At 62.7% G+C, this 21,129-nt stretch carries 19 protein-coding genes; 6 read left to right on the forward strand and 13 right to left on the reverse strand.

Annotation, left to right across the window (positions count from 1 at the left end; translation table 11 throughout):
• Positions 1-2: 2 nt before the first annotated feature.
• The 4 genes from AC0L2F_RS24815 to AC0L2F_RS24830 form a co-directional block, all read right to left on the reverse strand.
• Entirely contained in the window at positions 3-653 is a 651-nt protein-coding gene (locus AC0L2F_RS24815; protein ID WP_063995341.1) for a 3-oxoacid CoA-transferase subunit B, read from the reverse strand.
• Between the two features lie 4 nt (positions 654-657).
• Positions 658-1,305: a CoA transferase subunit A gene (locus AC0L2F_RS24820; RefSeq protein ID WP_007613196.1), complete on the reverse strand. Its 648-nt coding sequence runs from the start codon at positions 1,303-1,305 to the stop codon at positions 658-660.
• Positions 1,306-1,395: 90 nt separating this feature from the next.
• Positions 1,396-1,989 carry a hypothetical protein gene (locus AC0L2F_RS24825; protein ID WP_007613194.1) on the reverse strand — a complete coding sequence of 198 codons (594 nt, stop codon included), beginning with the start codon at positions 1,987-1,989 and terminating at the stop codon, positions 1,396-1,398.
• Positions 1,986-2,912, reverse strand: coding sequence for an alpha/beta fold hydrolase (locus AC0L2F_RS24830; protein WP_063995342.1), 927 nt, complete (start codon positions 2,910-2,912; stop codon positions 1,986-1,988). The genes AC0L2F_RS24825 and AC0L2F_RS24830 overlap by 4 nt, the downstream gene beginning before the upstream one ends.
• A gap of 134 nt (positions 2,913-3,046) precedes the next feature.
• On the opposite strand from AC0L2F_RS24830, the gene AC0L2F_RS24835 reads away from it, so the two are divergent.
• Genes AC0L2F_RS24835 through AC0L2F_RS24845 form a run of 3 tightly spaced genes read left to right on the forward strand, consistent with a single transcriptional unit; the run spans position 3,047 to position 6,795 of the window.
• The gene (locus AC0L2F_RS24835) at positions 3,047-5,554 is read left to right on the forward strand and encodes an alpha/beta hydrolase (RefSeq protein ID WP_063995343.1); all 2,508 of its coding nucleotides are present in this window, start codon (positions 3,047-3,049) and stop codon (positions 5,552-5,554) included.
• A gap of 9 nt (positions 5,555-5,563) precedes the next feature.
• Complete coding sequence (locus tag AC0L2F_RS24840) at positions 5,564-6,427, forward strand: alpha/beta fold hydrolase (protein ID WP_473250176.1); 864 nt, start codon at positions 5,564-5,566, stop codon at positions 6,425-6,427.
• 17 nt (positions 6,428-6,444) lie between these two features.
• Positions 6,445-6,795 carry a phasin gene (locus AC0L2F_RS24845; RefSeq protein WP_473250177.1) on the forward strand — a complete coding sequence of 117 codons (351 nt, stop codon included), beginning with the start codon at positions 6,445-6,447 and terminating at the stop codon, positions 6,793-6,795.
• Here the strand turns inward: AC0L2F_RS24845 and AC0L2F_RS24850 are convergent.
• The 3 genes from AC0L2F_RS24850 to AC0L2F_RS24860 form a co-directional block, all read right to left on the reverse strand.
• Entirely contained in the window at positions 6,792-7,019 is a 228-nt protein-coding gene (locus AC0L2F_RS24850; RefSeq protein ID WP_231170972.1) for a hypothetical protein, read from the reverse strand. The genes AC0L2F_RS24845 and AC0L2F_RS24850 overlap by 4 nt on opposite strands.
• Positions 7,020-7,433: 414 nt before the next feature.
• Complete coding sequence (locus tag AC0L2F_RS24855) at positions 7,434-7,910, reverse strand: Arm DNA-binding domain-containing protein (RefSeq protein ID WP_473250178.1); 477 nt, start codon at positions 7,908-7,910, stop codon at positions 7,434-7,436.
• Between the two features lie 512 nt (positions 7,911-8,422).
• A complete protein-coding gene (locus AC0L2F_RS24860) occupies positions 8,423-10,855 on the reverse strand; it encodes an autotransporter family protein (RefSeq protein ID WP_473250179.1) in 2,433 nt (810 codons plus the stop codon).
• Between the two features lie 766 nt (positions 10,856-11,621).
• Here AC0L2F_RS24860 and AC0L2F_RS24865 point away from each other — a divergent pair.
• Genes AC0L2F_RS24865 through AC0L2F_RS24875 form a run of 3 tightly spaced genes read left to right on the forward strand, consistent with a single transcriptional unit; the run spans position 11,622 to position 14,124 of the window.
• Complete coding sequence (locus AC0L2F_RS24865; RefSeq protein WP_063995349.1) at positions 11,622-11,816, forward strand: hypothetical protein; 195 nt, start codon at positions 11,622-11,624, stop codon at positions 11,814-11,816.
• 22 nt (positions 11,817-11,838) lie between these two features.
• A complete protein-coding gene (locus AC0L2F_RS24870) occupies positions 11,839-12,240 on the forward strand; it encodes a hypothetical protein (RefSeq protein WP_473250180.1) in 402 nt (133 codons plus the stop codon).
• A 57-nt stretch (positions 12,241-12,297) separates the two neighbouring features.
• Entirely contained in the window at positions 12,298-14,124 is a 1,827-nt protein-coding gene (locus AC0L2F_RS24875; protein ID WP_473250181.1) for an SDR family oxidoreductase, read from the forward strand.
• On the opposite strand, the gene AC0L2F_RS24880 is transcribed toward AC0L2F_RS24875, so the two are convergent.
• The 6 genes from AC0L2F_RS24880 to AC0L2F_RS24905 all read right to left on the reverse strand — a co-directional run bounded on the left by AC0L2F_RS24880 (position 14,084) and on the right by AC0L2F_RS24905 (position 21,069).
• A complete protein-coding gene (locus AC0L2F_RS24880) occupies positions 14,084-16,483 on the reverse strand; it encodes a glucose/quinate/shikimate family membrane-bound PQQ-dependent dehydrogenase (protein ID WP_473250182.1) in 2,400 nt (799 codons plus the stop codon). The genes AC0L2F_RS24875 and AC0L2F_RS24880 overlap by 41 nt on opposite strands.
• A 5-nt stretch (positions 16,484-16,488) precedes the next feature.
• Positions 16,489-16,857 carry a c-type cytochrome gene (locus AC0L2F_RS24885; protein ID WP_007613168.1) on the reverse strand — a complete coding sequence of 123 codons (369 nt, stop codon included), beginning with the start codon at positions 16,855-16,857 and terminating at the stop codon, positions 16,489-16,491.
• 19 nt (positions 16,858-16,876) lie between these two features.
• Positions 16,877-17,512: a c-type cytochrome gene (locus tag AC0L2F_RS24890; RefSeq protein ID WP_007613167.1), complete on the reverse strand. Its 636-nt coding sequence runs from the start codon at positions 17,510-17,512 to the stop codon at positions 16,877-16,879.
• Positions 17,512-18,351, reverse strand: a complete 840-nt coding sequence (locus AC0L2F_RS24895; protein WP_473250183.1) for a substrate-binding domain-containing protein — start codon at positions 18,349-18,351, stop codon at positions 17,512-17,514. Before AC0L2F_RS24895 ends, AC0L2F_RS24890 begins: the two co-directional genes overlap by 1 nt.
• A complete protein-coding gene (locus tag AC0L2F_RS24900; protein WP_473250184.1) occupies positions 18,335-20,170 on the reverse strand; it encodes a methanol/ethanol family PQQ-dependent dehydrogenase in 1,836 nt (611 codons plus the stop codon). Before AC0L2F_RS24900 ends, AC0L2F_RS24895 begins: the two co-directional genes overlap by 17 nt.
• A 107-nt stretch (positions 20,171-20,277) precedes the next feature.
• Positions 20,278-21,069, reverse strand: a complete 792-nt coding sequence (locus tag AC0L2F_RS24905) for a GlcG/HbpS family heme-binding protein (RefSeq protein WP_473250185.1) — start codon at positions 21,067-21,069, stop codon at positions 20,278-20,280.
• Positions 21,070-21,129: the final 60 nt, after the last annotated feature.

Raw genomic sequence — 21,129 nt, forward strand, 5'->3', positions numbered from 1 at the left:
CTTCAGATCATCATCTCCCGGACATGGTCGCCGACGAGGAGGTCGGCTTCTGTCGCGGCCATCACTTCGCCGATCGTGACGCCCGGCGCGGTCTCTAGAAGCGTCGCCCTGCCATCGGCAAAGCCGATCACAGCCAAGTCGGTGACGACCAGATTCACCGGTCGCGCCGAGGTCAGTGGCAAGCTGCATTTGGCAACGATCTTTGACTTGCCCTTTGCAGCATGCTGCATGGCGACGATGACCCGCTTCGCGCCGCTGACGAGATCCATGGCGCCGCCCATGCCAGGAACCATCTTGCCCGGGATCATCCAGTTGGCGAGATGGCCATGGGCATCGACCTGAAGACCGCCAAGCACCGTGACGTCGACATGGCCGCCGCGGATCAGCCCGAACGACATCGCGCTGTCAAAGGTCGAGGCCCCGGGCAGTGCGCTAATCGGGCGCCCCCCTGCGTCCGTTAGCGTCGGATGAGCCAGGCCTTGCTCGGGGATAGGCCCCGTTCCGATCAGGCCGTTTTCCGACTGGAAGAACACTTTCAGGTCCGTTGGAACGTAGTTCGCGACCAGCGTCGGAATACCAATGCCGAGATTGACGAGATCGCCGCTCCGAAGCTCCTTGGCGACGCGCCGGGCGATGATGATCTGCGGATCCATGTCGTCACCCGTTTGTAATGAGGTAGTCGACGAGCGGCGCCGGGGTCACGACGTGGTCGGGCGCGATCACGCCGACCGGCACAATGTTCTCCGCCGTGACGATCACGGTGTCGGCGGCCATCGCCATGACTGGATTGAAGTTGCGCGAGGTCAGTGCGTACGCCAAGTTGCCGAGGTAGTCGGCAAGGAAGGCGTGCACTAGCGCAAACTGCGCACGCAAGGCCGTCTCAAGCAGAAAAGGCTTTCCGTCGACTTCGATCTCGCGCTTGCCCTGCGCAACCAGCGTGCCGACGCCGGTTGGCGTCAAAACTCCACCCAGCCCGCATCCACCCGCACGAATGCGCTCGACGAAGGTTCCCTGGGGTACCAGATCAACGGCGATCTGGTTTGCCAGCATCTGCTGCTGTGCCTTCGCATTCAGACCGATATGCGTTGCAGTCAATCGCGCGACCAGCGCAGCATCGAACAGCTTGCCGACGCCCTTGCCGGGGATCGCCGCGTCGTTGCAGATCAGCGACAGGCCGCCCTTCTTCTGCCGCACCACCTCGTCGAGCAGGCGCTCCGGTGTCCCGACACCCATGAACCCGCCGACCATGACACTCGCCCCGGCCGGGATCATTGCGACGGCTTCTTCAAGCGAAATGGCCTTCATGAGGGAGAACTCCGGTCGGCGCGTGCAGGGCGGTCGATAAATGCTGGAGGGCGGAAGTCGCGCTGCTTTGATCTGCGTCAAGGCTCCGCATCATTCGCAGACGATTCCCAGGCTCGCGAGCGTGTCGTGCCAGAGCTTGCGCAGTTCGGTGTGTCGGCTTTCCAGGACTGTACTGACGGTGTCGCGGAAGGGTAGCAGGTCGGGACCTTTCAGGAACAGGATTTGCGCCTGCAACAAGCGCCCGCTCTCGAACTCGATGCGGCGCAAAGCCATCACGAAGGGGTCATTCGGGTTTGCCTCAAGCGGTAGTAACGCCGCTGGCCGGATCCCGGCGTGGATGGCATGCGCGAGCGTGGCGAGGTGGACTGCTTGCCAAAGAGAGCGATCGGCAATGCCTTCGTTCGGCGCCGGAAGCCAGGCGGCCTCCCAGGATACGGCCATATAACCCAGGGCGAGATCCGGCACCCATGTGGTTGCGCGCATCAGAAGCGAGACGATCTCGCTTTCGCGGTAGAGCTGAGCGTTCAGTTCTGTCTGCCAACCGGCCTCGAACTTAGCCGGCAGGGCGAGGGCGAACTGCCTTGCGAGAGCGCCATGGGCCGAGATCAGGAAAGCGGCGACGCGGGTCTGCTGGCTGGGCGGCACGCGGCCTTCGGAGTCGAGTGGTCCGAGAAGTCCGCTCATGCCCGGGTCCTCTGGACGGGGATGGCACGCAGATGGTCGTAGCCGGCGGGAAATGGAGTGAGCTCACCGCCAGGATCCTCAGGCGCAATCCAGACCGCCTTGTTCCCCTGCCAGCGTCCGGCCAGCACGTCATCGGCGAAGCGCGCGAGCAGGTCGGCTGTGAGCGCACCCTTTTCCAACGTGAAAGCGTGATAGGCGCCTGGGATGATCACGAGCGCGCTGTTGGGGATTCCGACACGCAGCGTCTCGTGTAGGGCGCGCGGCGTCAGGAAGTCGAATTCTCCGTTTAGGATCATGGTTGGGACGGCGATCGAGGCGAGTTGCGGCGTCAGCGGCTGGAAGTCGAGGAACGACTCCATCAGGTTCTGCAACGCGTAGAGGTCATTGACCAGCCAGCCCTGCCGCTTGACCACGTCGAGCTTGTCCAACAGCGGCTTCAACCATTCATCGGACAGATTCATCGGCAGCAGCAGATCCTGGAGATAGCCGGTTCCACCCAGAATTAGGCCGGTGCGTAGTGCGTTGCCGATCAGGAGAAGTTGAGGCGAAAGCTCGGCAAAGCAACTCATTGGCACCAGACCCGAGAGGCGCGCCCCATGCTCGATGGCGTAGCGGAGCGCGATCAGGCCACCGAAACTGATTCCACTGAGGAAGACCGGTCCTTCACCGAGCATCTCGATCAAGCGATGCAGCGCAAGGACATGGTCGTCCTGATTGATGAAAAGCGTGGGCTTGTCGGAGGCGCCCTGGCCGAGCAGATCGAATGTCGCGACGCGAAACCCCCGTGCGATGAGCGCGTCGCGATAAGCGGTCCACAGTTCGGAATATTGAGTCAGTCCATTGACCAGCACGTAGGCCGGCGCCGTCGCAGGACCGTCGAGCTCATACCGGATCCGGTAGGAGCCGTGGGTGAGGAAAGGCATCGCGGCGACCCGGCATGTAATTTGTTCTCAAAATTCTCGCGCGGGCAGTTCAAATTCCCTTGCGCTAGATCAAGGGTCGCGCCGCGTCCGCTCCTAGCTTTCGGCAAAAATCAAGCCTGCCGGAGGAATTCGTCATGATCGGGAGACATGTCATGCGGCGATATCTCATCAGCCTGCTGCTGCTGTTGATCGGGACATCGCTCGCGGTCGCGCAGCCCTTCACGCGCCGCTCGTCGCAGATACAGCATGACGGGCTGAAGAAGACGTACGAGATTGCGAATTTCCGGCTTGGCGGCAAGTACGATCTCGCCGATCCCTCGAAGTGGGAGAATGGCGGCGAGGGCGGTGTCACCCTTGAATCGCTTGGCGCCGGGAAACTGCACACCGCCTATATCGCCGTCGGTACGCCGCGGCGCAACGCAGCTGGTGAGATCACCAATGCCGTTGTCATCAACTCATATTATTCCGGTGACTCCACTGACATGTACGAGCAGTGGGTCAAAGGAGCAGCGTTATCAGGCACCGTGCCAATTATCGGCCCGGGCCGGCCGATCGATACGGATCGCTACTATGTCATCATGGTCGATCCGCTTGGAACCTGGGGCGCCAGCAAACCTTCGGACGGTCTCGGCGTAAAGTTTCCGCAGTACAGCTACTATGACATGGTCCAGGCCAATTACCGAATGCTGCGCGACGGGCTGAAGGTCGCGCGCGTTGCGCTGGTGTCCGGCGTTTCCATGGGCGGCACGCAGACCTATGTCTGGGGCGTGATGCATCCCGAATATATCGGCGCACTGATGCCGATCGGCGGCACCACGCAGTCGGATGGCGAAGATCCGGTCGGCAACTGGACATTCCAGATGATGACGGCAGCGATCGAATCCGATCCGGTGTGGCAGAACACGAAGGGTGATTATTACAAGCTGCCCAAGGAGAAGCATCCGATGCCGGGCGTGGCGTTCGGCTGGTCGATCCTCGGCATGACGGGCTATGACTTTGCGTTCCGTACGACCCAGAATTGGGGCGCCGTCCAGCCCGAAATCTTCTATTGGGACCCCCCGAACGAAAAGGCGGCTTTGAACGTCGTCAACCGTGCCAAGCTTTACGATGCGGTCGACCTGGTCTGGCGCAACCGTGTCGGCGAAACGCACAACATCAACCCTTATCTCGGCCGCATCCAGGCGCGGACGCTGGTGATGCACATCACGAATGACCTGTGGCTGAACTTCAAGTTGGCTCAGAAGGCTGTCGACCGTGTACCCGGTGCGGACCTTATCGCTCAGGAAAGCCCGGTCGCACATTATGGTGTGTTTCCGATCATCAACCAGCGCAAGAACGACCCGAAGTTCGTTGCCTTCATGGATGATGTGGCGAGCCTGGACCGCGCGCAGAAGTTCGTTGACAAGAATTATCGCGTGCCCGGCGTCGCCGAGAACATCGACCCCAAAAAGTCGTTCTGGAAAGAGTTCGTGACGTATCCCTATCCGGTCAAATACGCCAATGCCAAAGACAAGGGCGGAAATTCCTGGCAGATCGGCTACATGGATGAATATGCCGGCACGGAGAAGGATCCGAAGATCCTTGTGATCATCCATGGCAAGGGCGCGTTCGGCGGGCACTACGGCAACATAATGCAGTATGCACTACGCAGCGGCTTGCGCGTGATCGTGCCCGACCTGCCGCATTACGGCATGTCAGGCCCCGGCAATCTCGACAAGAGCCCGGCGCGCACCATGCAGGACATGCGCGAGGTCATCTACGATCTCGTCGTCAACCAGCTCGGCGTCAAGAAGGCGTATTATCTCGGCCATTCGCTCGGCGGTCAGTTCGTGATGGGTTATGCCCTGACCTGGCCGGATGCAGTGCAGGGCCTCGCGCTGGAGGCGCCGTCCGGTCTCGAGGAATATCCGCGCGAGATTACCATCGCCAAGGGCAAAAAGGCGCCGCTGTTCGACCCGGCCTTCGATCATGACTTCGACAAATGGAGGGCTACCTGGGACCAGACCGGGATCCTTGCCGCGGAGAAGGCGCGCGACGAGCAGAACATCCGGGACTTCTTCTACTTCAAGAAGCGTGACCCGGAGACCGGCGCGGTGTCGGCCGCCAAAAGCGGCTATTTCTTCAGCGACAGCGAATATGCCCGCCTCCACACCGAGCAGCGCGTCGGACTGACCAAGGGCAATCCGAAGGAGCTGGAGCAGTGGTGTAATATCTTTATCTACGACATCTACACGATCGGCGCGGAACTGCAGCAGGATGATCCGAAGAACCTCTACAAGCGGCTCACGCAGATCAAGGCGCCGATCTTCCTTGCATTCGGCGACAAGGAGCCGTTCATCCCGACGCCGGCATTCAACGGGCTGACGGACCTCGGACGCGACGCCATCACGCCGTTCATGACGCGCATGAGCAATGCAGGCAATCGGCCGATCCTCAAGATCTATCCGGAGACCGGGCATTTCATTCACACAGACAATCCGGTCGAATACCCGTCCGATGTCGTGGATTTCGTGACGCGGGGAAGCGTCGACACCTCATCGCCGGTCGGAACCGATCGCATGATCAAGGGGGCGGTGGTCTCGGCCTTGCCGGTGGCTCCGACACCGCCGGGGGCCGCGCCTACCGCTGGCCTCAACAAGTAGGGCCGGTCGATGCCGAGGGTGCAGGCAGGCGAAGTCCAGCTGGGCTGGCGAGAGTGGGGACGAGGCGCCGTCACGGTCGTCTTCATCCATGGCAATCTCGCCAGCAAGGACTGGATCGAGCTCGCTGCGCCGCTGTTTCCCTCCGGCCTCCGCGTGATCGGGATCGACTGGCGCGGCTGCGGTGATAGCGACCGGCCGAAGCCTACGGTCGACTACACCAACTATACGATGCAGCAGCATGCGGAAGACATGCTGGCCGCGCTCGATACGCTGGACATTGGATACTGCCATCTTGCAACGCATTCGACCGGCGGCATCATCGCGGCCCGCATGCTGCTGATGCAGCCACGGCGGTTCGGGCGTGTATTTGCGCTTGATCCGGTCACGCCGTTGGGCATGGCCTTCAATGCTGATCAGATCGGACTGTTTCGGGCGATGATGGCAAGCAAGGAGTTGACCCGTTCGGTGATGGCGACTGCGGCATCATCGCTGTTCGTGCCGGAAAGCATGGCGCCGAACAAGATCCCGCAATTCCGTCCAGGGGGCGCGGACATCCAGGCGCTGTTCGAGCGGATCATCGACCAAACCTTCGGCGTCTCCGAGGGCATCTGGATCGGGACGCCCGTCAATCTCACACGCGAGCGGGAGAGTCGGGAATTGGAGAGCCGCATGCCGGAGATCGGGCATTCGCATTTGGTATTGTGGGGCGAACGGGACGGCTGGATCCCCCCCGCCGACCTTCGCACGATGGCCGCGGCAATGCCGGACTGCCGCCTCGTCGTGGTGCCCGGTATCGGACATTCGATGAATCTCGAAATGCCCGCGCTCTACGCCGGCTATTTTGGCGCGTGGTTCGGGGGACTTACGGCATAACAAGGAGGAATGACACCATGGCCGATAGCAATCCATCCGCAGCGGGTCTCCGCACCATGCTCGCCGAGACGCTGGTTCGCCTGCGCAAGGCAAACGCCGAGTATTTCGAGCAGCTGGAAATGGGCTTAAGTGCCTCAAAGCTGCCGATTGCAAGCGGCGCCAAGGAGTTCTGCGGCTACATGCAGCGCAACGTCACCGCGACGTTCGACCTCGGCGACAAGCTCATGCAGGCCAAGGACATGAAGGACGCCCTCGAGATCCAGTCTGATTTCTTCCAGGCCCAAATGCGATTGCTCACCGAGCAAACCAGAAGCATGGGCGAGTCTGCCATGAAGGCGGCGACCGAAGCGTTTGCACCGAAGAATTAAATCACGCTCCTTGCTGCCATGGCGGCCATCAGGCGCGATCCTCGATCGCCGGCGCCTAGCCCAGGCGTCTTGGTCTTGTCCTCGTTCTTCTCGTGTTTTGTGCCGCGCAACGCATCGGCCATCGCTTTGCGGTGGATCGGCTGGCCCTTGTACATGGGGCTTTCGAACACAAATTGCTGATCCTCCCGCGCGAGCGCTTCCTTGATGATCGCCAGATCAGACAAGGGCTGCTGGATCCCGCGCCGCTTTTTGACCCGCTTGAGGGGCATGTCAAACCGCGGGTGCTCGCTGTCGAGTCGAACAACTCGCTCCGGTGCGCGCCGAGCAACTCACGCGAGCGCAGCATGGTTACGAACTCGAACTTGAGCGCCAGCCGGGTCCGGCGGTCCCAGGGCAGGTCCTTGCGATCCAGTCCATGCCAGAAGATCCTGATCTCATTCTCCGACAGGACTCGCGTGCGCGGATGCCCGGGATCGAGCTTCGGCAGGTTGATGCAAGGACTGGCGGTCACATAGTCGCGGCCCGCTTCAGCCGCCCAGTTGAACAGCCCCGAGGCTGCCTTGCGCATATCGCGGGCGTTGCTGACGGAGGGCTTGCCGAACTTCCCCGCGACGATGTCATTCGAGAGTGTTGCGATGTCATGATTCGTGACGTCTCTCGCGAGTGTCTTGCCAAGCCTCCAGCCGGAGCCGCATCTCGCCATCCGGCTTCTTGACTGGCGTCTTCATCCAGTCGATCCGCTCCTCAATGATCTCGGCGACGGTCTTGCCGCGCTTTGCCTTGTTGGCCTTCTGGTCCCGGAAAGTCTCGGCGAGAGCTTTGGCACCCAGTCCCTTGAGGCCGTAGACCTTGCTGCGGGCGTCCTCGACGGTGAAGGTCTCGGGATTGTAGACGCCGAGCCAGCCGGTACGCTGCTTCCCGGTCTGCCGGTCGGTGAACTTGTACGAGAAGGTCGCCACGCCCGCCGCGGTGATGCTGACGTAGAGACCAGGGCATTTGCGGTCGTAGAGCTTGGCTCGCTTGGCGACCCGCTTCTCGCACAGGCGGTCGGTCAGGATGACGCTGCTGTTGCGGCCGCGCTTGCCGGCGGCGGAGGCGGCGATGCTGTTATCCATGTGGTTTCGGCTCCTAAGGCTTGGACCAAAGGGCTCGGCTTTGAGTCTTTCAGCTTGTCGTGCGGACCGCTGGAAGGCTTAGGGCCGGGCCCTCAATTTGGTGAAGCCCGCTGAAACAGCCTGCATCAGGGTAGTCGAAAAATCCGTGCTTCAAGTATTTTGTTAGTTTCGGCGTGTTTCACCGGATGCCAAAATATAGACGTGTGGTCCTGGCCGTCGTTGCTACGGTCAAGCCTTGGCGGATGCGGCATTTGCGCCAACCGGCGATGTTGGCGACTTTCTGTAAAGGCGAGGGAGGGCAGATCGCCGGGCCGCGACAAGCAGGCAAGCCGCCCAACCGCTTCAGACAACTGCCACCAATTCAGCATGCGGTCCCATCCGTTATCTTTAGCCAGAAGATTTCCGCCGTCGAAGTGGTGGCCGGAGAAGGGTGAACGGGACGGAGGCGGGAATGGGATTTGCAAGATCACTTTATTGCTCTTAGCTACTCTTTTCTCCGTATGACCTCGAGTTCACCACGCATATCGCATACCGGCCGCTCCGCGGACGCCGTCGCGCCTGCCTCCGTCGGTATCGCTGACAGCGAACTGGTAGTCGGCATTGGCGTAGAAGCTGACGTTGGCGTTCATCCTCACACTCACCCCGCCTCCCAGTTGCAGGCGCGTGGTCTGCTCAAGCAAGGGCACCAGATCGACACCGGAAAATGTCGTCGTCGCCTGCGCCGCCCAATCGCGCCACAGATTGGCGCGAACATAAGGCTGCCACACCTGGCCGCTGTCGCTGACGACGGTCCATCGGCCGCGCAGGCCAATCCGCCCGCTGGTGCCCGACGTAGTACCCAGTGCGACCGCACCTAGGCCATCATGGGCGTCGTCGAACGACACATGTTGCCAGACGATCTGCGCCTGCGGCTCCAGCACGAAGCCCGGCCCGAACATCGGCAGCCGAATGGGATAGCCCGTCTCCAACGACGAGAGGAAGCCGAAACCGGTGGTTGAAAGGCTGGCGAATTGCGTCGAGGCCGCGCCTTCATAGCGCGTCGCCTGCGCCACCGCGTCGAGGTACCAGTCATTCGGGCCGTAATGCGTCCAGTAAGCGCCGCCCGACCATGCATTGAGATTGAGACCGCCGGTGTGACGGAGCACGTAGCCGGTCGCTGCTTCGTTCGTGACCAGGCCGCTCACATCGACATTGGCGTTGGCATATCCGACATAAATGCCTCCGGCATCGCGATGGCCCGGTATCCATTCGCCTCGCCAGAGATCCATTCCGCTCTGAAAACCCAGCACCTGTCCGGAGGTGCGCGGATCAGCGAACGCCTTGTAGTGGTTGTCGATCTGCTGGCCCAGGAACCGGCCCCAGACCGAAGGTCCCCAGACGGCATTCAGGCAATCTGTCGACGCCTTCACCGGTCTCCTGCGCGGCATCCTGTCCCATGTGTTACCATCGGTTGGGCACGGCGTGTCCGTGTTTGCGGTCGGCGAAGTATCGCCGGTGCGTTCATGCAAGGTGCCAAGCGTCGTCATCCCCAATTGCCGGGCGATCGGCTGGACCACGCCATAGGTCGCGATCTCCGGCCCAATAATTGGATAGACGCCCGGCGGCAGCGGCCCTGTCACCGGCGGCTCGGGCGGCAGGATCGGCAGCGGCAAGGTCGGCGGCTCGATCGGCGGCCCCACGGTGAAGGTCGATCGTAGGAACCAGTCGTTGGGACTGTTGCTGGGGTCGAGGCCACCACGGAAAAGAAAATAGTCAAAGGCGCCACCGCGCACCTCGCCGGCAAGCGCGAAAGCACCTTGAGCCGTAGTGCCGCCGTTAATTGCCTGCACCACTGTAATGCCGTTTGCCACCGTCTCGGCGCCGGGGCCGCCGACATTGGTGATGCGCAAAAAGGAATTTCCGGTCGCATTCCCGCCATTGATGACGAGCCTGTCCGACGGCGAACCGTCGGCGCCAAGAAATGTGTTCATCGCGATCGTTCCGCCAATCCCGATGTAGCCGTTCGTCGTCAGGACCTTGCCCGGGGCAGTGCTCGTACCCATGCTCACCAGACCGCGGTTCGTGAGGCTGAGTACGGTCTGGTTGAAGCCGTTGAGATCGAGCGTTCCAGCTGGGGCCACCGCTACTGCCGAATTTGGACTGAACGTATTCACCGCGCCGGCTCCCAACGTGCCCGCGTTGACGTTCGTCGCGCCGAAATAGCTGTTGGCAGCGGTGAGCCTGGTGGTACCGGCAAGCACATTGACGGTGCCGGTACCGCTGATCGTCGGTGCAAACACATAGTCGGCGGACGTATGATTGAAGTTGATTGCGCCGGCGCCGGCGCCAAATGCCACGCTCGGGGTGTTGAGCGTGCCGGGCGCAGCCGCCGGGGCGCTCGCGCCCGCGCCGATGTTGAGCGTTCCAGTCGCACCTACATTTGCCGCGATCACAACACTAGGCGCCGTAACGACGCCGCCTTCCGCAAGCGTAAGCGTGCCGGTGCCCGAGTTGCCGACGTTCACGCCCGAACTGTTGCTCCAGATAGAGCCCGCGCCCGCCACCCTTACCGTACCGAGCGAGCCTGCATTGCTACCAACGTTGGCAGTGAACGCAGTGTTATTGATGACCGTTCCACCGTTCGTGATGGTGAGCGTGCCCGTGCCAAAACTGCCGATATTGAACCCGCCGCCTGCAGTGATGTTCAAACTGGAGCCCGCGCCGGTAACCGTCACTGTCCCCGACGAGTTGGTAGACAATCCGACGGAGACGCCGCCGAAACTGTTCACGGTACCGCCGCTTTCGACGGTGAGCGCGCCCGCGCCCAAACCGCCGACCACGAGGTTGCCAATGTTCGTCCATGTGGAGCCGGCGTCGGAAACGATCACGGTACCCTGCGAACCCGGCAAATTACCAATAAAGCCGCCTATGTCGGTCAATGTTCCGCCGTTTCGGATGACGAGCATTCCTGTCCCGTTTTGACCGACTGCAAGGTTTAATGCTGTTGCTCCCGGTCCCCTGACCTCCGTCGAATTTGGGATCACCGTGTCAATGTTTGCGCTGGTCGCCGTGTTCGGAACACCGGCGCTCCAGTTTAGAGGGTTAAACCAGCCATTGGAGAATGCCCCGGTCCAGTTTGTCTGAGCGTGCGTCGAAACCGGTGCTGCAGTGATAAGCGCAATCGTTGCGAACAATCCTGATGAGAGATGTCTGCACGCGGCGCGTGCTGGCGAGGTATCGCGGCGCGATCGGATGAAGAGAAGTCGATCCGGGTCCAAAGCAACCTCCAATCCGCAACGATAAACGCAGCCGTCATGACGGAGTACAAAGGATCACAATCGTGATGGGATGGCCGTAATTGTGACGACAGGAGATGCAACTTGAGTTTGTTGCCCGTTGATGCTCTTCCGCCACGCAATAGGGAGCAATACTGACCGATCGCTGGCATCACAAATGCCCGCCGCCAACTTTTCGCGGCGCCCCTGTAGTGTGCGTGTATTGTCGCAGGTCCCTGCGACTTGCCGCTCGGCCTCGACTACGATTGGCGAGCGACGGAGGTTCGCACGACCTCACGCGCAATGCGGGCAGTAACCAGGACGGTCGCGCGCTCGGCAACCCCGAAACATCGCCAAGCCGGCAGTAGCCAGGCAGCGAAATTTTCAGCTCATTAACAATGTTGAATCCCTGGCCGGAGCGATTGCCCTACCGTGAAACTTTCCGCTGGGGCTTTCCATGATCGATACCGCGACCAAGGCGTTGTTGCGCACCGTCCTCGACGAGGTGTGTGAAGGTGTTCCACGCTGTGAGATCGGCGCCAGGACCCGCGTAGCCTCGAAGCTTCTGGAGACTGCAAGCAGGGGTGACATCTCTGCGGATCGGCTCAAGCAAGCGGCCCGCAATGCTCTGTCAGAAATCCCGACGATGTGACGATGGTCATGTGGGGGCGGGGGTGAATTTCCACGTGACGGTCCTCAAGATCCTGGTGAGCTACCCGGATGGGTTCGCCGCCTTGGAGGATCTCAAGCGGGATATGGCCATTCTGGCGACCAGCGGTCGCGACTGGACGGAGCGTACCCGGCGGCTGGGCGCGCGGGTGCCCGGCCTGGACATCTTTTCGCAAGGGCTGATCGACCGGACAAATGGCGGGTGGCGCATCACGGCCAAGGGCCGCGCCGTGCTCGATCTGATGGAAGCTCGTCCGGACCAAGCGCCGATTGCCGCCCAACAACCTCCCTCAGAGCCGGAACTCCTACCGGCGATCACGCGGCACTTTCCGGCGGAGAGGGTCGGAGGACGACTCGCGGCGCGCCGTCGCCGACGCAATGCCCGCAAGCAGGCTCGGGCGTCCTAGCGAGGAACGAGCGTCGCTCCCGAGGCTTGAGCAAACGCCTTGCGATGGAAGACGCTCATGCAAAGTTCCGACGCCACCTTGTCGACCGCCCGTTTGTCGCGAGCGACGGACGATATCTGGGTCGTGGACGACGCGCCGATCAGCGCCGCCGGTCTGAAACTCCCGGTGCGTATGACCGTCATTCGGCTCTCGAATGGCGATCTCGTGCTGCATTCGCCGGTGAGATATTCGCCGGCTCTCCGCGGTGAGCTGGAGCGGCTTGGGACGATAAGGTACTTGCTCGCGCCGAATATCGCGCACTGGATGTTCCTGTCCGAGTGGCAGAGCGAGCTGCCGCAGGTGACGGTTTTCGCGGCGCGCGGCCTTTCGGCGCGCAGGCAAGTGCGGGCGGCACGCATCCGCATCGACCGCGAGTTGGGAGACACAACGCCTGAGGAATGGAGGGCCAACCTCGAGGCCGTCTCGCTGAATGCTCCGATGTTCTCCGAGATCGAGCTGTTCGACAAGCGCAGCCGGACATTGATCCTGACGGATCTCGTGCAAAATCTCGATCCCAATGATCTCAGCGCGCCGAACGAGGCGGCGGCAAACCTCCTCGGCATTTCCAAGCCGAACGGCATGGCGCCGGTCTATCTGCGGCTCCTGCTGCGCCTCGGCGGTCGTTCCGTCCGGTCGGCGGCGGAGCGGCTCATACGGCTCTCTCCGGAGCGGGTGATCTTCGCGCACGGCGACTGGTTCGAAGCGGACGGAACCGAGCGCCTCCGGCGATCCCTGCACTGGCTGCTTCCCGCGGGCGGCTCCGGATCCGAGCCGCGGCAAATGATTGGCACGCGCGTCGTCATCACCGGCGCATCGAGCGGAATCGGGCGTGCTGCGGCGCTGGCCTTCGCCGGCAAAGGCGCAAGCGTGGTCCTGGCGGCACGCCGTGCTGAAGTCCTGACGAGCCTCGCCGCGGAATGCGAGGCGCTCGGAGGTCGCGCATTGGCGATCCCGACTGATATCACCGATGCCGAGGCGGTGCAGCGACTGGCCCGAGAGGCCGAAGACGCCTTCGGCGGCATCGACGTCTGGATCAACAACGCCGGCACCGGCGTTTTCGGGGCCTATCAGGACGCGGATATCGCGCTTCATCGCCGAACGATCGAGGTCAATCTCCTCGGCACGATGCATGGCGCTTTCGCGGTGCTTCCGATCTTCCTCCGCCAGAACCGCGGCATCCTGATCAACAACATCTCGCTCGGCGGCTGGGCGCCGACGCCTTTCGCTGCGGCCTATACGGCGAGCAAGTTCGGCCTGCGCGGGTTCACGGCGAGCTTGCGCCAGGAGCTCAGGGCTCACCGCAACATCCATGTCTGCGGCGTCTTCCCGGCCATGGTCGACACGCCGGGCTTCGTCCACGGCGCCAATATGTCCGGCCGAACGCTTGATCCAGGTCCGCTGCTGTATCAGGCGGAGGACGTTGCCGAGACGTTCGTCAGCCTTGTTCGCGCACCGCGGGACGAGGTCGCCGTGGGCTGGCCGGCCCGTGCCGGCCAAATTGCCTACGCGATGGCTCCGCAGATCACCGAGAACATCGTGGGAGCTGCCTTCCGCTATCTGCTGTCGCGCGCGCGCGCGGCGAAGAGCAGCGAGGGCACCATGATTGAAGCTGGTCCGCAGGGCACGTCGATCGATGGCGGTTGGCTGTCACGCAAGCAGCTCCCACCTGCCGGGATCATCAGTCAGGGGCTCGCGGCGCTGGGACTGGCTGCGGGCGTGGCTCTCCTGGCTTCAGCAGTTGCGCGTCGCGCCGGCAGACCGGGACAAGGCGTCAGCAAGTACAAACAAGCCGTGCCGAGGCAGATCACGGCAGCGCGTAGGCCCGCACGTAATCGCCGAGTTTAGTTCCGAATGACCCGTGGCCGCCGTCGACCGTGACGACATATTGCTTGCCGCCGGCCTCATAGGTCATCGGCGTCGACTGGCCGCCGGCAGGAAGGCGGTCTTGCCAAAGCTGTCTGCCATCGCGAACGTCAAACGCGCGGATGTAGTCATCCATCGTTCCCGTGATGAAGATGACGCCGCCCGCGGTGACGATCGGACCGCCGAGCATGGGAACGCCGAGCTTGAATGGCAGCGGCAGCGGGGCCTGATCGCGGATCGTGCCGATGCGATGCTGCCAAACCACCTTGTGCGTCCTGAGATCGATCGCTGCGATGTTGCCCCATGGCGGGGCAAGGCAGGGGATGCCGAGCGGTGAGAGGAAAATGCCGAGGTCGACCCCGTAGGGGGCGCCGTACATCGGCTGCACGCCGAGCTCGGTTCCCGGCGGATGCGCTGCGTTCGGCGCGGCCGGATTGTCTTTCCCGCGCGGCACGAGGCGCGAGACGAAGGGAATCGATTGAGGGTTCGCGATCGCGATCTGGCGCTGCGGATCGACGGCGATGCCGCCCCATTCGAACATGCCGAAGTCTCCGGGAAACACCAGCGTGCCTTGTTCGGACGGCGGCGTGAACGGCCCCTCATAGCGCAGGCGCTTGAACTTGATGCGGCAGGCGAGCTGGTCGAACATCGTGCTGCCCCACATCTGCGCGTCCGTCAGTTTGCCCGAGGGGCGGAAGCTCAATTCCGAAAAAGGCTGGGTTGGCGACAGCCGGTCTCCGTTCGCGGCGCCCTGCGGCACCGGCTTCTCCGGTGCGGGCACCAACTGACGCCCGTCGCGGCGGTCGAGCACGAAGATGTCGCCGGTCTTTGCCGGAATGTAGATCGCAGGCGTCATGCCGCCGTTAAGGCGCAAATCGACCAGACTGGGCTGCGACGGCATATCCATGTCCCAGAGATCGTGGTGCACGTTCTGGAACGACCAACGCAGTTTTCCGGTCGAGACATCGAGCGCAATCAATGCCGAATCGTAGCGCTCCTTTTCGGGCGAACGGCCGCCGCCCCAGATATCCGGAGAACTCGAGCCGAGCGGCACGTAGACGAGTCCGAGCTTCTCGTCGACCGCCGAAATGCTCCACGAATTGGGTGAGCCGGCCGTAAAATGGTGCGAGGCCGAGGGCATCTCGTTCGGATCGGAATTGCCGGCATCGAAGGCCCAGATCAACCGTCCTGAATAGATGTCGAAGCCACGAATTACACCCGACGGCACGCGGTCGGAATAATTGTCAATGACCGCTCCACCGACGATCAGCACCTTGTCCGTGACGACGGGCGGTGAGGTGCCCTCGTAGAAGCCGAGTGTCTGGATCTCGCTGCCTTGCTTGAGATCGATCTGCCCCTGGTTGCCAAAACCTTGGCAAGGCACGCCGCTCTGCGCATCGAGCGCGAACATCCGCCCGTCGTTGGTCGGTACGAAAATGCGTCCCGCACAATCGCTCGGCGCCGGCGTGCCGTCGGCAGTCACCGCGCCGGGCTTGGTCGCGTGATAGGCCACGCCGCGGCAGGTCATGTGCTGGAACGCCTTGTTGTGCTGGACCTGCGGGTCAAACTTCCAGCGCAGTTTTCCGGTCGCAGCTTCGAGCGCGAACACGATCTGGTGCGGCGAGCAGGTGTAGAGGAGATCACCCACCTTGAGCGGCGTTGCCTGGTTGGTGATCTCGTCGGGGTCATCAGGGCCCTTGTGGTCGCCGGTGCGGAATTCCCAGGCGAGCTTGAGGTCCTTGACGTTGTCCTTGGTGATCTGGCTCAGCGACGAAAAGCGCGTACCGAAGCCGCTGCCGCCGTAGGCCGTCCAGTTCTGGCCGGCAGCGGGCTGGTCCGGTTCGGGAGACGCAATGGCTCCCTTTGTTTCGCCCTCAGGTATCGTGCCGGCAAGATCGCGGCGATCGCTCGTCAGGGAAATGCCGACGGCGATGGCTGCGGCGACCAGCACAAGGCCAAGCGCCCATCGCGCTGCGCGCAAGCGGGGCGCCAGGCGGGAGGCAATGAAGGGCAGCATCAGCCACAAGCCAAGCGGCACGAGCACGTCGCCGCGCGGCGCCAGCGACCAGAAATCGAGGCCGGCCTCCCAGATCGCCCAGGCCATCGTTCCGGCCAGCAGCGCGGCATAGGTCCAGAGCGCCTCGGCACGGCGGCGCGCGAGCAGCCAGCTCGTGAGTAGAAGCATGATGCCCGCGACCAGATAGTAGACGGAGCCACCGAGGGCCGCGAGCCAGGCACCGCCAGCCAGGAGGGCCAATCCCATGATAGCGACGACCACCATGGTGATGGCCAGCAATGGCGCGTCACGGAACCAATTCGTTGAACGATGCGTCGGAGGCATGATGGTTACTTCAGCGTATAGAGAAATGCCGCGATATCCCGCGCGTCCTTCTGCGGGATGCCCATTCGCGGCATGGCATTGCCCGGCAACGCCCTCTGCGGATCCTCGATCCAGTCGGCCATGTTGTCCGGCGAATTGCGGATGTAGCCGGCGATGTAGGTTCGCGTGCCGATCCGATGCAAGGGTGGGCCGACATTGCCTTCGGCGCCGGCGATACCGGGAATATCGTGACAGCCGCCGCACTGGTACTGCTTGACGAGGTCGGTGCCACGACGCGCGTCGCCTATGAAATTGTCCGGACCCGCAGCCTCGCAGGCGGCGGTAGCGGTAGCCAGGAGTGCAGTGACTAGCAATCTTGTGATCGGATTCACCATCGCTGCTCCGCTCGGCCGGTCAGGGCTTCTGGCCGAAATTGAAAGACTTGGTGGCAGACCAGGGATCGGTCGTCGAGACCTGCTCGCTCGGGACTTGCTCGACCTCGGGCGACGGCAGGTTCGCCGAGAAGGTGCGGCCCCATTGGTGGCGCGGCTCGTTGCTGATCTTGCCGATATAGGTGACGAGGTCCCAGATCACGCTGTCGGGCAGCACGCCGCCCCAGGCCGGCATTCCGTTGGGCCGCCCCTGGTAAATCGAGAGAAAGATGTTCTCGGGCTGCGAGCCGTAAGTAAAGGTGTTGTTGCTCAGCGCCGGCCCCATGCCGCCGCCGCCATTGGGTGCGTGACAGCCGACGCAGTTGAAGTTGACATAGTAAGTCATCCCGCGCTGCTGCGCGTTGGGATCGCCTTGCACTGGGTTCTTGATTTGCGGCGGGTCCGGCTGGGCGCCGGGATGGAGGTGACTGACCGGAACCTGCATGAAGACGCCGGGCCTGCCATTGCCGACGCTGCCACCGAAATTCGGGCGGGGAGACAGCGTCGGCATCTGCGCCTCCTGCGACTGCGGCAAAGTCTGCTGCGCCAGCCCCGCGCCATTCGGCACGACCGCCAGCAGCAACGAAAGGGCGCTCGCGCGCAGTACTGGAGCAGACATCACTCATGTCCTCCCGATACCGCAACCGGTTGGTCCACCAGCGGAACGCCGTAACTGCGCAGCAGAGAAGTGATCTCGGACCGGTGTTCGTCGATGAATGCATTCAGTCGGTCGCGCAAGGCGTCGTCGCCTTTGCGCACGCCCATCGCGATGGCGAACTGGAATTGCTGAGGTGCAAAGCGTTCGTAATCCCGGATTGGCGTGACCGTCAGGGGGACGGGAGAGCGCTGGGCGAAATATCCGCCGAGCGGACCCCAGGCTGCGGCGACATCGAGGCTGCCGCTTTCGACGGCTTCGATCAGGCGCGCCGGCGGATCGGCCTGGCGATAGTCACCGTAGATCGAGTAGCCGTGAACATTATCAACGATGCCCTGTTCGCCGAGCGCCTGCGCCGGCGGGGGATTGTTGCCGTCATCGCCGATCAGGTGCACGCCGATCGCAAGGTGATGCAAGCGCGGATCGAGCAGGGACGAAAGCTCAAGGTGCTGGTCCTGCCGCGTGACGAACACGTAGCTCGAGCGATAATAGGGCTTCGTCGTCTCGACCAGATCATAGCCGGACGGCACGCCCATGACGACGTCGCATCTGCCGGCTTTCAGCGTGTTACGGATGAAGCCGCGGCGCTGCGCCCACCAGGTGTAGGAGACCTGCTGGCCGAAATGCTCGGCCATCATGGCCGCGAGCCTGTTCTCGAATCCTGCTTCGGCGCTGTTCGAGAACGGCAGATTGTTGGGATCGGCACAGACGCGAAGCTCGCCCTCTGTGGCCGGCGCAGCCGTGGTCGCGAACGCGAGAAGAAGCCCAAGGACGTAGCCGAGGTGATTACTTGGAAGGCGCATGGCTGGTGTCCTCACCATTCGCGCCGCCGAGCTTGAACACCAGCAGCTCGCTGCCGCCAGCGGTGTAGAACGGCAGATCCTGCGTGGCGCCGGTGAAGCCCAGCGCGGCGTTGCGCACGCGCTGATCGACCTCCGCATTGGCGACCACGCCCGGCCAGCCGCCGACGCCCGACAGGATCGCGACGTATTGCTGCCCGTCGGAGCCGCGATAGGAGATCGGTTGGCCGATGAAGCCGGAGCCGGCACGGAATTGCCACAGCACGTGCCCATCCTTGGCATCCACTGCTTTGAAAAGGCGGTCCATGGTGCCGTAGAACGCGACGTCGCCAGCCGTCACCAGCGTGCCGCTCCAGACCGGCAGCTTCTCGTGAATCTCCCAGACCTTCTTGCGCGCGACAGGGTCCCACGCCATGAACTCGCCGCGATAGCCGCCGGGGCCGGCATACATGTCGACGTCGGCGCCGACATAGGGCGTCCCGGCGATGTAGCCGACTTGAGAGGCCTTGAAGTTCATGCAGAGATGCTGATGGGGCACGTAGAGAAGTTTTGTGCGCGGCGACCAGGCGCTGGGTTGCCAATCCTTGGCGCCCGGCGCGGTCGGGCAGATGTTCTCGACGGTCTTGCCGATGAGCGGCGTCTTCTCCTCGTTCGGAATGATCTTGCCCGTCTTGAGGTCGACGCCATTGTATGCGTTCACGAACTCATAGGCGTCCGCCGAGATGACTTCACCGGTGGCGCGATCCATCACGTACATATAGCCGTTGCGGCCGGGGTGGATGAGAACCTTGCGCGGCAGTCCATTCAGCTCGAGGTCGACGAGCACATTCTCGTTGATCTCGTCGTGGTCGAAGAGGTCGTGCGGGTTGACCTGGTAGGCCCATTTCGCCTGGCCCGTATCCGGGTTTCGCGCGAAGATCGATGCGCTCCAGAGATTATCACCGCTGCGCTGGTTGGCGTTCCAGGGGCTTGGGTTGGCTGTGCCGTAGTAGATCAGGTTCAGATCGGGATCGTAGGAGATCCAGCCCCACATCGTGCCGCCGCCGACCTGCCAGCGGTCGGCCGGCCACGTTTTCACGCCGAGATCCTTGCCCTTGAGATTGTCATAGAACGGCTTGAAGTCATCGCCGATCAGCACGTCCTTGTCTGGGCCGGTGGCGTAGGCGCGCCACGTGATCGCGCCGGTGTTCTCGTCGAGTGCGGTGACCCAGCCGCGCACGCCCATCTCGCCGCCGCTGTTGCCGACAAGGATCTTGCCCTTCACCACCACGGGGGCCATCGTGATGGTTTCGCCCTTGTTGATCTCGCCGAGCTTCGTATGCCAGAGCTCTTTGCCGGTCTTGGCATCGATGGCAACGGTGTGGTTATCGAGCGTGTTGAGGAAAACCTTGCCATTGTCGAAAGCGAGCCCGCGATTGACGACGTCGCAGCAGGCAACGCCTGCGGCTGCGGGCTCGGGCTTCGGTGCGTAGGACCATTTCAATTCACCGGTCGTTGCATCGAGTGCGAACACACGGTTGGGGTAGGGGCCCGCATAGGGGCCGACCACATACATGGTGCCGTCCACGACGAGCGGCGCCGCCTCCTGGCCGCGATCGACGCCGACCGAGAACGTCCACGCAAGCTGCAGGAGCGATGCATTGGACGCGTTGATCTGGTCGAGTTCGCTGTAGCGGGTGTTGGCATAGTCGCGCGCCGCCATCGGCCACTGGGCCGGGTCTTTCATCCGGCTAGCCAGATCGGTTTGTGCCGAGGCGGACGACACCACCGCCCAGCAGGCGCACGCCACGCTCAGCAAACGCGTGAGACCACGCACTAACATATGTAAAGATCTCCACGGCAGTGACGAGGCCGTGCTGCGTTGCAGGCCGGTTTACGAACCTACAAACGTTCCGCCTTCGCTTGGTTCCAAATGGTGAGACCGACGAGTTATCTCACGACGTTGCCTGACACGCCGGCGCCGAGGTCGACTGCGATCTGATCCTCTTTGCCGTTGCACTTGGGATGACCAAATCCCGACGGGCTTTTGCCGTCGGGGCCGATGTCATAGATGATCGCGTCCTTCATGTTGGGACTGACGCCGGCGGGCACGCGGTCGAGCCCGAGCTGGTGACGCACGCGCCAGGCCACGTTGTGGTCTGCGCAGGAGCTGTCGCCGCTGACACCGAGCGCGCCCGTGATGCCGTTGCCGTCATAGAGCGCCAGCCCGCCTCCGAACACGATGGTGCCGCCGATCGGCTTGCCCACCATCGGATCGTTGGCCGTGCCGAAATTGTCCGGAGATCCGGCGTATAAGGCTTCCGGGGACGGTGGGTTGCCGAGTGCCGCGCCGAACAGGAATCCGCCGGGCTGGGCACCGGCATACAGATTGGCCGTCGCCATCGCCTTGTCCTTCAGGCTGAACGCATTCGCCGTGTTGGCCTTTTCGGCTGCGATGGCCCGGCTGCCAAGCCACTGATCATCGGCCTTATTACCGCTGTAGGCGACGGCGCAGACGACGCCCTGTCGATCGACGACGGCAGCCCATTCGTTGTTGTCGAGACCTCCGTTGCTCGGGCCACCGCCCGGCTTGACACTCTTCTTGAGGATGTCGGCGAGCTTGTCATGATCGATCGGGCACGACATCCCTTGCCGAGGTTGGTCCTGCGCGTTCAAGATTGCAGGCATCAAAAATGCCGCGGTGAAGATAGCCGTTGCGGCCATGACGGATCGCTTTTTCATGTGAACTCCGTGGAGTGTCGCAGTCGGCAGGCGAACGTCCGAAGAGAAGTTGCGGTTCCT

It is taken from the genome of Bradyrhizobium sp. Ken64 (assembly GCF_055807555.1).